Annotated in this window: 13 protein-coding genes and 1 riboswitch; of the genes, 4 read left to right on the top strand and 9 right to left on the bottom strand. The window is 57.2% G+C overall.

Annotation, left to right across the window (positions count from 1 at the left end):
• Positions 1-3 precede the first annotated feature (3 nt).
• The 6 genes from gcvT to glyA all read right to left on the bottom strand — a co-directional run bounded on the left by gcvT (position 4) and on the right by glyA (position 6,615).
• Complete coding sequence (gene gcvT / locus ACR0CZ_RS02810; RefSeq protein ID WP_170393734.1) at positions 4-1,098, bottom strand: glycine cleavage system aminomethyltransferase GcvT; 1,095 nt, start codon at positions 1,096-1,098, stop codon at positions 4-6.
• Between the two features lie 16 nt (positions 1,099-1,114).
• Positions 1,115-1,537 (bottom strand): universal stress protein, encoded by a 423-nt coding sequence (locus ACR0CZ_RS02805; protein ID WP_170393736.1) that lies wholly within the window; start codon positions 1,535-1,537, stop codon positions 1,115-1,117.
• A gap of 75 nt (positions 1,538-1,612) precedes the next feature.
• A complete protein-coding gene (locus tag ACR0CZ_RS02800) occupies positions 1,613-2,986 on the bottom strand; it encodes an alanine/glycine:cation symporter family protein (RefSeq protein ID WP_170393738.1) in 1,374 nt (457 codons plus the stop codon).
• A gap of 25 nt (positions 2,987-3,011) precedes the next feature.
• Positions 3,012-3,956, bottom strand: coding sequence for a lipoyl synthase (gene lipA, locus ACR0CZ_RS02795; protein ID WP_170465565.1), 945 nt, complete (start codon positions 3,954-3,956; stop codon positions 3,012-3,014).
• A 14-nt stretch (positions 3,957-3,970) separates the two neighbouring features.
• Positions 3,971-5,350 (bottom strand): dihydrolipoyl dehydrogenase, encoded by a 1,380-nt coding sequence (gene lpdA / locus ACR0CZ_RS02790; RefSeq protein WP_170465567.1) that lies wholly within the window; start codon positions 5,348-5,350, stop codon positions 3,971-3,973.
• An 11-nt stretch (positions 5,351-5,361) separates the two neighbouring features.
• Positions 5,362-6,615 (bottom strand): serine hydroxymethyltransferase, encoded by a 1,254-nt coding sequence (glyA, locus tag ACR0CZ_RS02785; protein WP_170465569.1) that lies wholly within the window; start codon positions 6,613-6,615, stop codon positions 5,362-5,364.
• 147 nt (positions 6,616-6,762) lie between these two features.
• Here glyA and ACR0CZ_RS02780 point away from each other — a divergent pair, with 147 nt between their 5' ends.
• The 4 genes from ACR0CZ_RS02780 (at position 6,763) to ACR0CZ_RS02765 (ending at position 9,825) form a co-directional block, all read left to right on the top strand.
• Positions 6,763-7,365 (top strand): helix-turn-helix domain-containing protein, encoded by a 603-nt coding sequence (locus tag ACR0CZ_RS02780; protein ID WP_170393747.1) that lies wholly within the window; start codon positions 6,763-6,765, stop codon positions 7,363-7,365.
• 62 nt (positions 7,366-7,427) lie between these two features.
• The gene (locus ACR0CZ_RS02775) at positions 7,428-8,387 is read left to right on the top strand and encodes a dihydrodipicolinate synthase family protein (RefSeq protein ID WP_170393749.1); all 960 of its coding nucleotides are present in this window, start codon (positions 7,428-7,430) and stop codon (positions 8,385-8,387) included.
• Positions 8,378-9,310 (top strand): 4-hydroxyproline epimerase, encoded by a 933-nt coding sequence (locus ACR0CZ_RS02770; RefSeq protein WP_170393751.1) that lies wholly within the window; start codon positions 8,378-8,380, stop codon positions 9,308-9,310. The genes ACR0CZ_RS02775 and ACR0CZ_RS02770 overlap by 10 nt, the downstream gene beginning before the upstream one ends.
• The gene (locus ACR0CZ_RS02765; RefSeq protein ID WP_170393753.1) at positions 9,307-9,825 is read left to right on the top strand and encodes a putative molybdenum carrier protein; all 519 of its coding nucleotides are present in this window, start codon (positions 9,307-9,309) and stop codon (positions 9,823-9,825) included. Before ACR0CZ_RS02770 ends, ACR0CZ_RS02765 begins: the two co-directional genes overlap by 4 nt.
• On the opposite strand, the gene ACR0CZ_RS02760 is transcribed toward ACR0CZ_RS02765, so the two are convergent.
• From ACR0CZ_RS02760 to thiB, 3 genes are read right to left on the bottom strand one after another with little or no spacing between them, the layout of a single operon-like run.
• Complete coding sequence (locus ACR0CZ_RS02760) at positions 9,813-10,505, bottom strand: thiamine ABC transporter ATP-binding protein (RefSeq protein WP_170393755.1); 693 nt, start codon at positions 10,503-10,505, stop codon at positions 9,813-9,815. The genes ACR0CZ_RS02765 and ACR0CZ_RS02760 overlap by 13 nt on opposite strands.
• Positions 10,492-12,039, bottom strand: a complete 1,548-nt coding sequence (locus ACR0CZ_RS02755) for a thiamine/thiamine pyrophosphate ABC transporter permease ThiP (RefSeq protein WP_170393757.1) — start codon at positions 12,037-12,039, stop codon at positions 10,492-10,494. Before ACR0CZ_RS02755 ends, ACR0CZ_RS02760 begins: the two co-directional genes overlap by 14 nt.
• Entirely contained in the window at positions 12,015-12,995 is a 981-nt protein-coding gene (gene thiB / locus ACR0CZ_RS02750) for a thiamine ABC transporter substrate binding subunit (protein WP_170393759.1), read from the bottom strand. Before thiB ends, ACR0CZ_RS02755 begins: the two co-directional genes overlap by 25 nt.
• A 32-nt stretch (positions 12,996-13,027) precedes the next feature.
• A riboswitch (TPP riboswitch) is annotated at positions 13,028-13,133 on the bottom strand.
• Between the last annotated feature and the right edge of the window lie 169 nt (positions 13,134-13,302).

The raw sequence follows: 13,302 nt of genomic DNA, 5'->3' as shown, positions 1-13,302 counted from the left end.
ACTTCAACGCTTGTAATTCTGTTTGACGAAGGGCAGCGCCACGATCTCAGCCGGTTGCGGCTTGCCCCGGATGATCAGGTTCACCTTCTCGCCCGGCTCGCCATGGCCTTTGCTCACATAGCCCATCGCCACCGGTCCACCCACCGTGGGGCCAAACACGCCCGAGGTGATCTGACCGATGCTGTTGCCCTCAAGGCACTGCACTTCCACGCCCTGACGCGCTGGCGCACGGCCTTCGGGCTTGATGCCCACCAGCTTTTTGGCGGGACCTTCGGCCAGTTCCTTTTGCACGCGGTCCGCCCCCGGAAAGCCGCCCTCTTCCTTGCGGCGTTTCTGGATCGCCCAAGCCAGCGAGGCCTCGATCGGCGAGGTGCTCTGGTCGATGTCATTGCCATAAAGGCACAGACCTGCCTCCAGCCGCAGGCTGTCGCGCGCGCCCAGACCGGCCGCTTCGCAATCCTCATGCGCCAGGAAGGCTTTGGTGATCTCAATCGCCTTGTCCTCGGGGATCGAAATCTCGTAGCCATCCTCGCCGGTATAGCCCAGCCGCGAGATACGGCATTCGACGCCGTTGATATCCGCCACGGTGGTTTCCATGAACTTCAGATCCCGCGCGGCGGGGCACAGTTCGCCCACAACGTTTTCCGCCGCAGGGCCCTGAACGGCCACCAGCGCACGGTCGAAAATCTCGATCACTTCGACGCCTTCGAGGTGCTCACGCATATGCGGAATGTCCTGATGCCGCAGCGCCGCATTCACCACCACAAAGTAATGATCCCCCGCGTTCGACACGATCAGGTCATCCATGATCCCGCCTTCTGCGTTCGTAAAGAACCCGTACCGCGCCTTGCCGTCCTTCAGCGTCGCATAAGCCTGCGGGCAAAGCGCTTCCAGCTTCTCACCCACATTCTCGCCCCGCAAAATCACCTGACCCATATGAGACACATCAAACACCGCCGCCTTCTCACGACACTGCTTATGCTCCCCCATAATCCCCAAAGGATACTGAACAGGCATCTCCCATCCCGCAAAATCAACCAACTTACCCCCCAACTCAACATGCAAAGCGTGAAGAGGCGTGCGTTTTAATTCGGTCATCAACTTAACCTTTCAATCAGCGGGACTGGTCGCGAACAACCGTGACAGTGCAATGCGCGTTGCGCACGACACGGGCCAGGTTCGGGCCAATCTCATAGTTCGGGAAATCGCCTTTGGTCGAAGCCATGACGATCAGATCAAAGCCCTCTTTGTAGGCGAGCTTCAGAATCTCACGATAGACGCTGCCTTCTTCGATATGGATCGCCACATCAGATGCACCGTTGTGATCCAGTATGGCCTGCACCGCATTGCGCACGTGGTCTTTTGCGCCTGCGCCATAATTGGCGGGCAGGTTCGGCAACTGGATGATCTCAGGAATGACGGCAATCGCGTGCAATTCGGCGCCGTAGAACTTTGCTTGTTCCTGTGCGAGCGGCAGGGCGTTCTTCCACGATCGGTCGTCGGTGTGATCAATCGGCAGCAGGATTTTCGTGGCCATCACGTCTCTCCTCGAGAAATGGAATTCTGTTTGAAGCCGGGGGGCCGGGATGGCCCCCCGTATTTTCATCCGAGATTATTCGGCGGGTGTGCCGCCTGGCTCTTCGGACTTGCCACCTGAGGCGAAGAACTCTTTCGTCAGTTTGAAGACGATCGGGCTCAGCAGTGCCAGGGCGATCAGGTTCGGAATGGCCATCATCGCGTTCAGCGTATCGGCCAGCAGCCAGATGAAGCCCAGATCCGCTGTTGCGCCAAAATAGATCATGACGATCCACAGGACGCGGTAGGGCATCAGGGATTTCACGCCTAGCAGGAACTCAACACATTTCTCGCCATAGAAGGACCAGCCCAGAATGGTGGTAAAGGCAAAGATCGACAGAGCGATGGCGATCAGATACCCACCGATACCCGGCAGCGACAGTTCGAACGCGTGACTGGTTAGTGCTGCACCGGATTCACCCGATGTCCAGGCACCCGATGAGATGATAGCAAGACCGGTGATGGTGCAGACGATGATTGTGTCGATGAACGTACCCAACATCGCGATCAGGCCCTGATTAACTGGACCTTTGGTCTCGGCTGCGGCGTGTGCGATCGGAGCGGAACCCAGACCGGCTTCGTTCGAGAAGACACCACGTGCCACACCAAAGCGGATCGCGGCCCAAACGGCGGCACCCGCGAAACCACCTTCGGCGGCCGACGGGGTGAAGGCGTAGGTGAAAACAAGCGACAGAGCGGAGCCGATGTTACCGATGTTGATCAGTAGAACCAGCAGGCCTGCGACGATGTAGGCAATCGCCATGAACGGAACCAGTTTACCTGCAACCGCACCGATGCGGGTGATGCCGCCCAGGATCACGGCCGCGGTCAGAACCATCAGGACAACGCCGGTAACCGAAGTGTTCAGGCCGAAGTTCGACTCCAGAACCTGTGCAACACCATTGGCCTGTACGCCGTTGCCGATGCCGAACGCCGCGATTGCGCCGAACAGAGCAAATGCAACACCCAGCCAGGCCCATTTCGCGCCGAGGCCATTTTTGATGTAGTACATCGGGCCGCCGACATAGTTACCAAGCTCGTCTTTTTCGCGGTATTTCACCGCGCAGACAGCTTCGGCATATTTGGTGGCCATGCCCACCAGGGCGGTCATCCACATCCAGAACAAGGCGCCCGGACCGCCCAGGAAGACAGCAGTGGCCACACCAGCGATGTTGCCCGTACCGATAGTCGCAGATAGCGAGGTCATCAGCGCGTTGAACGGGCTGATCTGGCCCTCGCCCTGACCTTCGCGGCCTTTGAACAGCAGGCTGAAGCCCGTGCCAATGCGCAGGATCGGCATGAACTTCAGGCCGACCTGCAGGAAGAAGCCAACGCCGAGAATGAGAACCAGCATCAGCGGCCCCCACACGACGCCATTGATGGCCCCTACGATTGAATTTAACGCTTCCATGGTTTCCCTCCCATTTGCGTTAGGTTTATGCCCTGTTCGCCAAAGCCCGCTGGCGGGCCTGCTTGAGGGCGGCAAAGTCTTCGTCCGCGTGGAACGATGATCGGGTCAGCGGCGTTGCCGACACGTGCAAAAAGCCCTTGGAACGCGCGATCTGTTCCAGTTGGGCAAATTCTTCCGGTGTCCAGAACCGGTCAATCGGATGGTGTTTAGGGGTCGGTTGCAGATATTGGCCGACGGTCAGGAAATCGACATTGGCCGCGCGCAGGTCGTCCATGACCTGACGGACATCGTCCAGACTTTCGCCAAGCCCGACCATCAGGCCAGATTTGGTAAAAAGCTCCGGGTTCGCGCGTTTGGCATCATCCAGCAGACGCAGCGAGGTGTAATAGCGTGCACCAGGTCGCACAGTTGGATAAAGGTGCGGCACAGTTTCCAGATTGTGGTTGAAAACGTCCGGCGCCGCTTCAAATACGATCTCTGACGCAGTGCCTTTTCCAAGAAAATCGGGTGTCAGAACCTCGACAGTGGTACCGGGGTTCTGATGGCGCACGGCACGGATGGTCTGAGCGATATGCTCGGCCCCACCATCTGCCAGATCATCGCGATCGACCGAGGTGATCACTACATGACGCAGGCCTAGCTTCTTGACCGCTGCCGCAACACGGCCAGGTTCAAACACATCCAGAGCATCCGGGCGACCCGTTGAGACATTGCAGAACGAACAACCCCGCGTGCAAACCTCACCCATGATCATCATGGTGGCGTGGCGCTTGGACCAGCATTCGCCGATATTGGGGCAGGCGGCTTCTTCGCAGACCGTCGCCAGATCATGCTCGCGCATGAGGCGTCGTGTTTCATAGTATTCAGCGCTGTCGCCCTTTTTCTTGCGAATCCACTTGGGCTTGCGCGGGATGACACTGTCGGCCTTTTTGGCTTTTTCCGGGTGGCGAGGACGAAGCTGGATGGTCATCTGGCTGGTCTCCCTTATGCGTGGATCGCGCGGCCCAGGGCGTCGAGGCAGGCTTCTTTGACGGCCTCGCCCATGGCCGGGTGCGCATGGCAGGTTGCAGCGACTTCGGACACCGTTGCGCCCTTTGTCATCGCCAGAACCAGTTCAGCGATCAGATCGCCGCCATGGGCTCCGCAAATATGCGCACCCAGGATCTGGCCGTTCGGGTCTGCCAGAACCTTCACTGCACCGTCTGTTTCACCGGTCGAACGCGCGCGTGAGTTCGCCATGAAGGCGAATTTGCCGACCGAATACTCGGCACCGGATTCTTTCAGTGCTTCTTCGGTCAAACCAACCGAGGCGACCTCGGGGTCGGTGTACACCACGCCGGGAACGGTGTTGTAATCGACGTGGCCAGCTTCGCCTGCCAGCATTTCTACACAGGCGACACCATCTTCTTCGGCCTTGTGCGCCAGCATAGGTCCGGGAACGCAATCACCGATGGCGTAGATGCCCGGGACAGATGTCTGAAATGCGCCGTCAACTTCAATGAAACCGCGTTGGTTCACGGCCACGCCCAGCTCTTCCAAGCCAAGGCCACGTGTGACTGGGCGGCGACCCACGGCGATCAACACCTTGTCGGCCTCGATCACTTCTTCTTTGTCCTTGCCGACGCGGTCCACAGTTAGTGTCAGACCAGTATCCGTTTTGTCGACGGATTTCAGTGCCCGGCCCAGCTGGAATTTCAAGCCACGTTTTGACAGCGCGCGTTGCGCCAGTTTGGCAATTTCACCATCCATGCCGGGCAGTACGCGGTCCAGATATTCGACGACCGTAACTTTGGCTCCGAGACGCGCCCAAACTTGCCCAAGTTCCAGTCCGATGACACCAGCACCGATTACCACCAGATGCTCGGGCACACTCTCCAGCGCAATCGCGCCCGTCGAACTGAGGATATCTTGCTCGTCAATCTCAATCCCTGGCAACGGGGTAGGTTCAGAACCAGAGGCAATGAGGATGTTCTTGGCCTCATGGACTTCGTCACCCACCTTGACCTGACCAGCGGCCGGAATACTGGCCCACCCTTCGATCAGATCAACGCCGTTTTTCTTGAACAAAAACGCAATGCCCTTGGTCAGGTCGCCTACGATCTTGTCCTTGCGTCCCATCATTGCGGGTACATCGATGCTGGCCCCCTCGACCGCAATACCGTGGGAGGAGAGATGTGCAAGTTCGGCATATTTGGCCGAGGAGGTCAGCAACGCTTTGGAGGGTATGCACCCCACATTCAAACAGGTCCCGCCAAGCGCACTGCGGCCTTCAACGCAAGCGACTTTCAGGCCCAGCTGTGCCGCGCGGATCGCGGCGACATAGCCGCCCGGACCGCCCCCGATGACAATAAGATCGTAAGTCATTTGGTCTTCTTTCAGTAGATCGGGTGGCTTGCGCAGAGCGCGCGGACCTTTTCACGGGTTTCCTTTTCGACGGTCTCGTCACCGTCAGACGATTGTGCCAGCGCGTCGAGCACATCACCGATCATGTGGCCAATCTGTTTGAACTCTTCTGGTCCAAACCCACGGCTGCAGCCTGCGGCCGTACCAAGACGGATGCCGCTGGTGACAGTGGGCTTTTCGGGATCACCCGGAACGCTGTTTTTGTTGCAGGTGAATCCTGCACGCTCTAGCGCCGCTTCGGCGTCTTTGCCGGTTACGCCGACTGGGCGCAGATCAACCAGCATAAGGTGGTTTTCAGTGCCACCCGAAACGATGTCACACCCGCGCGCCATCATCACGTTGGCCAGGGCCGAGGCACTGTCGACAACGCGCTGCATATATTCTTTGAATTCAGGCTGCAGCGCTTCACCAAAGGCGACTGCCTTGCCTGCGATCACATGCATCAGGGGGCCGCCCTGCAGACCCGGGAAAACAGCCGAGTTGATCTTTTTTGCCAACGCTTCATCGTTTGTAAGAATAATCCCACCGCGCGGACCGCGCAGCGTCTTGTGCGTAGTCGACGTAACAATGTGTGCGTGCCCGATGGGCGAGGGATGCAGGCCAGTCGCAACCAAGCCGGCGATGTGGGCCATGTCTGCCAGAAGCCATGCGCCAACTTCGTCGGCAATGGCGCGGAAGCGTGCGAAATCGATCTTTTGCGAATAGGCCGATGCGCCTGCAATGATCAGTTTGGGCTTTTCGGCTTTCGCCAATTCTTCAACCTGATCATAGTCAATCAGCCCGGCCTGGGTCAGGCCATATTGAACCGGACGGAACCACTTGCCGGACTGGGCAGGTTTTGCGCCATGGGTCAGGTGACCCCCAGCATCCAGCGACATACCAAGAATCGTGTCACCTGGGCTGAGTAGTGCCAGCTTAACCGCTCCGTTGGCTTGCGCGCCTGAGTGCGGCTGGACGTTTGCATATTCACAGCCAAACAGCTTCTTCAATCGATCAATGGCTTCGGCCTCAACCTCATCCACATATTCACACCCACCATAATAGCGGCGACCCGGATAGCCCTCGGCGTATTTGTTTGTAAGTACGGAACCCTGCGCATCGATCACTGCCTGAGAGACGATGTTCTCGGAAGCGATCAGTTCGATCTGTTCAGCCTGGCGTATGCCCTCGCGTGCGATCGATGCTGCGATGACGGGATCAGCCTCGGTGAGCGGTTTTGTGAACATGATCTCCTCCTGTAATCTCGTTTCCAGTGTACGAAATTTTGTTTCCTATAGTGGAATTAGTGTACGCAAGGCAACAAAAATTTCATCACAGTAAAGTTGTTTGGCTCGGGGGAAATGAGTAAGCTTTGATAAAACAAGGAGATTCCCATGTCTGAGGACAACCTGAAAGATGGTGCCGGACCGGAAGAACAGGACGAGGGGGCGGCTTTGGGTCGGTCGATCCGGGATGCACGCCGCGCAAAAGGCTGGACATTGGAGGAGGCCGGGCGCGAAGCGGGAATCGGTCGATCAACACTTTCAAAGATCGAAAACAACCAGACACGTCCAAGTTTCGAGATCGTACGGCGGCTGACACAGGCCTTGGACATGAACACGCCACAGCTGTTCTTGCAGTCCGCTCAATCGGGAATTTCGGGGCGACGTGATTTTACGCCGAAAGGGCAAGGCGAGATAAGAAATACGCCGACCTACATGCACGAATTGCTGTGCTCGGACCTGACCAGTAAGCGAATGCTTCCTTATATCGCGACGATAAAAGCGCGTGACATATCAGAATATGAGAACTGGATCAGGCACACAGGCGAAGAATTCATGTACGTTATCAGTGGCGAGTTGATATTCGTATCCGAGCATTACCGCCCCTTACCGATGAAACCCGGAGATTCTCTGTACTACGATAGCGGTATGGGGCATGGCTGTATTTCTACGAGTAAGGAAGACGCCAGGGTCTTGTGGGTTTCGCTGGAATGACACGTTAGGCCACGGCGCTTTCGCGCAGAATACCAATACCAACCTGAGCAAACGGATATCTCATGGACCGGACTATTTTCACTGGAACTATGCCTGCCCTTATGACGCCGTGTAAGGCCGACAGGACACCTGACTTTGACGCGCTGGTCAAAAAGGGCAAAGAGATGATCGCGGCAGGCATGTCCGCTGTCGTCTATTGTGGCTCGATGGGGGATTGGCCGCTTCTGACGGATGCCCAACGGATGGAGGGCGTGGAACGACTGGTCAACGCTGGCTTGCCGGTTGTCGTGGGGACGGGTGCCATCAACTCGAATTCCGCTGTGGCGCACGCAGCACATGCACAGAAGGTCGGCGCGGCAGGGTTGATGGTTATCCCTCGGGTTCTGTCACGAGGCTCATCGGTTGCTGCGCAAAAGAACCACTTCAAGGCTATTCTTTCTGCGGCACCGGACGTGCCTGCGATCATCTACAACAGCCCTGTCTATGGGTTTGCCACCCGTGCGGATTTGTTTTTTGCACTGCGGGCCGAGCATCCGAATTTGGTTGGCTTTAAGGAGTTCGGGGGCAAGAGCGACCTGCGCTATGCCGCAGAACATATCACATCGCAAGACGGTCAGGTCACCTTGATGGTAGGCGTCGATACTGAAGTCTACCATGGGTTTGTGAATTGCGGCGCCACCGGATCGATCACCGGGATAGGAACGGCACTGCCCAAAGAGGCATTGTTGCTTGCGGCGCTTTCGAAAAAGGCAGCAGAGGGACATGCCGAAGCACGGTTGCGTGCGCGCGAACTGGACGAGGCATTTGGCGTTCTGGCAAGTTTTGACGAAGGCACGGATCTTGTTCTTTACTACAAGCATCTGCTGGTGCTGAACGGCGAAGAAGAATACCGCCTGCATTTCAATGAAACCGACGTGTTATCTGACGCCCAGCGAAATTACTGCGAGCAACAGTACAATTTGTTTAAGTCGTGGTTTGCCGATTGGGTTCGTCAGGGTGGGGTCATTGCGGAATGCATGTGATTGACAGCCATACCGGTGGAATGCCCACACGGGTCATTCTGGACGGGGGGCCTGATCTGGGTTCAGGATCACTGGCTGAACGCGCCAAGCGACTGGCAACGGAACATGAGCGGTTCTACAAGTCTGTTCTACTGGAGCCACGCGGCCAGCCCGGCATGGTCGGGGCGCTCCTTGTCGAACCGGTCAGTGATGATTGCAAAGCGGGCGTGATCTACTTTGACGCGGATGCGGTACTGGGCATGTGCGGCCATGGGACGATCGGGTTGGGCGTAACATTGGCGCATCTTGGACAGATCGAGGTTGGCGCGCACCGAATCGAAACTCCGGTAGGTGAGGTTAAGATTGATCTGCTGGACGCCAACACCGTGCAGGTCACCAACATTGAAAGCCGCCGCGTACATCAGTCCGTGACGGTCGAGACTGCAGGGTATGGCCCCGTCACCGGCGATGTCGCTTATGGCGGCAATTGGTTCTTCATTGTCGAGCCAGGCCCGATCCCGGTTACGCCTGAGAACATTCGCCCGCTGACCGATATGGCTATCGCAATTCGCGAAGCCTGCATTGCGCAAGAAGTTGGTGGCGAAAATGGCGAGCCGGTTGATCATGTGATCTTTCAGGGCACCTCACCGAATGCAGGTATTCATAGCAGAAACTTTGTTCTGTGCCCCGACGATGACTATGACCGTTCGCCTTGCGGCACCGGCAGCTCGGCCCGGCTGGCCTGCCTCGCGGCTAGTCGGCGCTTGTCCGCTGGAGAAGAAATCGTTCAGGAAAGCATCATCGGAAGTTCGTACAGGCTGTCCTATCAGCCGGGGCATGGCGGGGGCATTGTCCCTCAGCTAACTGGCCAGGCGCATGTGATGGCAGAGGGTAAGCTCTTCTTTGCGCAGAATGATCCGTTTCAATTTGGTATTGCGCGTTGACGCAGGGAGACGAGCAAGACGGAATCCCATTCGGGCGTCGTGTTCAGAAAATCGTATCAGGTGGACAAACCGGCGTAGACACTGCCGCATTGGAGTTTGCCCGTGCAAATGGCATCCCCTATGGCGGCTGGGTGCCGAAGGGTCGAACGAATGAGGATGGGTTGATTCCGGCGCATCTCAGCGGGCTTGTTGAAACGAAATCAGAAGATGTGGCTGAACGGACAAGGCTCAACGTCTTTGCCAGTGACGCCACGCTTGTTTTTATCGACGGGTCAGACAGTCCCGGCACGCGGAAAACGGTTGAGTTTGCAGTTGATGCTGAAAAACCGCATCTGGTGGTGGATATCAGAAAAGGAAAGGCCGGTTGCGCGCAACAGATACGTGCTTGGCTGAGCGCCAACCCTGTAACAGTTCTGAACATTGCAGGTCCGCGCGCTTCGGAGGCCCCCGAGATTGGTCCGCGTGTGAACGAGGTGCTGGACGCTTGTCTGGATCAGTTCATTCAGCCCAAGTAATCGCGCAGCGCTGGCGGAGGATTGTTGAAGAGTGTCTCGGTCTCAGCAGGTGGATGTGCGATTTGATCCGCAACCAATACGGTTTGGTCGGTTATCCGAAGCGCATCCCGTGGGTCGTGGCTGACCATAAGCAGGGTGGTTTTGGTCTCGGCAACCAGTTCTGCGACCAGATCCAGCATCTCAGTTTTCAAGGCGGGTCCCAGCGCTGCAAAAGGTTCGTCGAGCAATAACACCTGACGCTTTTGCACAAGGATCCTCGCCAGCGCCACGCGGCTTTGCTGACCACCTGACAATTCGGCGGGCTTTCTGGCCGCCATTCCCTGCAGGCCAACGCGGCCGAGGGCCGATTGAATGTGGTGTTGGTCGTCTGCGGTCAAACCTCCATTGGGCCTTAGGCCCAGGGCAACATTCTGTTCTGCGCTCAGGTGAGGAAACAGGTTTCCGTCCTGAAACAGCATTGCCATCGGTCGACTGCCTGGTGGTAATGTCGATAGGTCATGATCCTTCCAGTGGATGTGCCCACTTCTCAGGTCTCGAAAACCCGCGATAGTTTCAAGAAGTGTTGATTTTCCTGCCCCCGACGGACCGATGATCGCAACGCTGGATCCGGCCTTGACTTCAAAGTCAGCGCTTAATTGGAAGTCGCCATTTGCAATGATGCAATTGTCAAGCTTCAGCATGCCAGCGACCCCCTCGATCCAGAACCCAGAAAACACCCATCGATAGTATAAGCAGCAGCAGCGCGCCTCCTGCTGCGGCCTGCATCTGGTAGGCGCCCATCAGGCGGTAGATTTGCAGGGGCAGCGTCGCGATCTGCGCATCTGCAAACAGGGCGATCACACCCAGATCACCCATGGACAGTGCCGCCGTCAGGCCCGCGGCAAAACCGATCTGGGGCCGCAGGCGCGGAAGCATGACACGCAGGAAGAAGGACCAGTTGTTCATGTTCAGGGCCAACGCCAACCGCCCGTGCCGTTCCAACACATCGCGCGCTGCGGGAACCAAAATTCGAAGGGCGAAGGGGAGGGCCATAACCGCGTTCACAAGCGCGGTTACCGGGAACGCGAGAGTTGTAGGATTGGCCAGCGGGCGGATCAGAATAAAGAGACCCGTACCAATGACCAAGGGCGAGGCGGCGAGACCAAGAAGTCCGCCAAGTTCGACGATGCCGAACCGGCCTGTCGCGACGGCTGTCGCCATGGGCAGGGCCAGCAGTAATAGGATGATGGTACTGGCGGCGGCAACACAGATTGAAATTATAGCGGCACGGAACACCAAAACCGGCATCTCAAACAGCCCAGCGATACCCGAAATCGTGACGGATGCCAGAGGTAGCAGCAGGAACGCGGCGGCGGTGATAATCCAAAACGCATCCAACAGCGGTCCTCGGCCATCCCAGCGCCGGATCTCACGATTCAGGCCGGTACCGAACCCGTCGCCGCGCGAGAACTTTAAGGCTGCCAACGCAGCCGCTGCAGTCAGGACAAGTTGCAAAGCGGATAATAAGGCGGCGCGCCCTAAGTCAAAATCATATGTAAAGGCCTGATAGATCGCGAGTTCAATCGTGGTGGCGCGCGGCCCTCCACCCAGCGTCAGGGCAACCGCAAAACTGGTCAGGCAAATGGCGAAGATCACGGCCAGCACTCCGGGCAGAATGCGGCGAAGCATTGGCAATTCGATCAAACGGAACATTGCCATTCCTTCGCACCCAAGTTGGGCCGCTAGCCGGAAACGCTCGGCAGGGATCTCCTGCCAACCCTGCAAGATCAGGCGTGTTGCTAGAGGTAGATTAAAAAATACGTGGGCCAGAACGACACCATGCAGCCCATAGATTCGAATGGGCGGCAGGCCGAAATAGCCTAACGCGTCCGAGATCCATCCTGCCCGGCCAAAGACCTGAAGCAATCCCAAGATGGCGACGATGACCGGCAGGATGAAAGGTGCACCCAACAGCGTGATCAGGACGCGCCTACCGGTGAACCGGCGGCGGGCCAGCGCGCGGGCGACCGGAATAGCCAGACCAGCGCTGAACACTGCAGAGAGTGTTGCTTGCAACAGGGTGAAGCGTAAGGCTGCCCAGTCGGCTGGACCAAACCCACCGCCTGCGTCAGCGCGCACCGCCACCATGAACAGTGTGCCCAATATCAGCGCGGCAACGATCGCTGCAGCACTGACACCAGGAAGCGGGTTTACTGGCTGAGTGCGCCCAACCATTCCGAAAGCGCCTGTTCCCGCGCGATGGCGGCTTGGTCCTGATCAAACAGCAAGGACTTCTGAGGGATCGTTAGAGTTTCAAAACCTTCGGGCAGACCGGAAGATGGGGTTACGGCCGGGTACATCCAGTTGGTCGTTGGAATGATCGTCTGAAACGCGTCAGATACCATGAAGTTCAGAAACTGATCTGCCAGCTCGGGCTGATTGGAATTGGCTAGCTTGGCCGCAACCTCGACTTGCATATAATGGCCTTCGTCAAAGGCTGCCGCTGCTTTGCTGGCATCTTCCTCGGCAATCAGGTGATAGGCTGGCGAGGTCGTATAGCTTAGAACCATGTCGGCCTCACCTTCAAGGAACAAGCCATATGACTCGGACCAGCCCTTGGTCACCGTCACGATATTGTCGGCAAGGTCAGCCCAGATTTCTTGGGCTTCATCGCCATACGCGGCCTTGACCCACAGCAGAAGACCCAGCCCCGGCGTCGATGAACGCGGATCCTGAATGATGATCTTGATGTCACTATCTGCCAACTCGCGGAAGCTGTTAGGAGCGGCAAAATCTGCATTGTGAACAAATGCAAAGTAACCCCAGTCGTAGGGGGCAAAAACTGTGTCGGTCCACTCGATGGGCAGTGCATACTCGGCAGTGACTGAATGAGGTGCAAACAGGCCGGTTTCTTTAGCTGCCGATATCAAGTTGGTATCCAAACCCAATACAATATCGGCGTCGCTGTTTTCGCCTTCCAGCCGGATGCGTGACAGCAGTGCCGCGCCATCTTCGACGCCGACAAGGTTCAGGTCGCATTCGCATTGCGCTTCAAACGCCTCTTCGACCTTCGGGCCGGGGCCCCAGTCCGAAACGAAGCTGTCGTAAGTATATACGGTCAACGTGGGCTTATCGGCTGCCACAGCCGAAGTCGCAGTCAGTATTCCCGCAGCAATTGCCAGATGTTTCATATCATCCTCCAATGCGGCGAGAGGGTAAGGATGGATGAAACCTGTACCTTTCCCTCCGCCGGTTCTAGCCGGTTCAGGTTCAACGGGTTTGCCAATTGGCATCTCAGCGCGGTCTTTAGCGCACCCCGAGGTAGGGTCGTGATTAGGGGGATGAGAGGACGATTTCAACCGAAATCGTTAGGTTCTCGTTCAATGAGCATTGAATGAAATACCATAAGAACGAGCCACGATGCCAGAGAAGTCCTTTAGGTGATATGCGCATATTTGACGCGCATATAGTATATTGATATTCTCAGGCACATGGAGG

The sequence above is a fragment of the Ruegeria sp. H9 genome (assembly GCF_056532915.1).
This window is presented reverse-complemented; position numbering and strand designations above follow the sequence as displayed.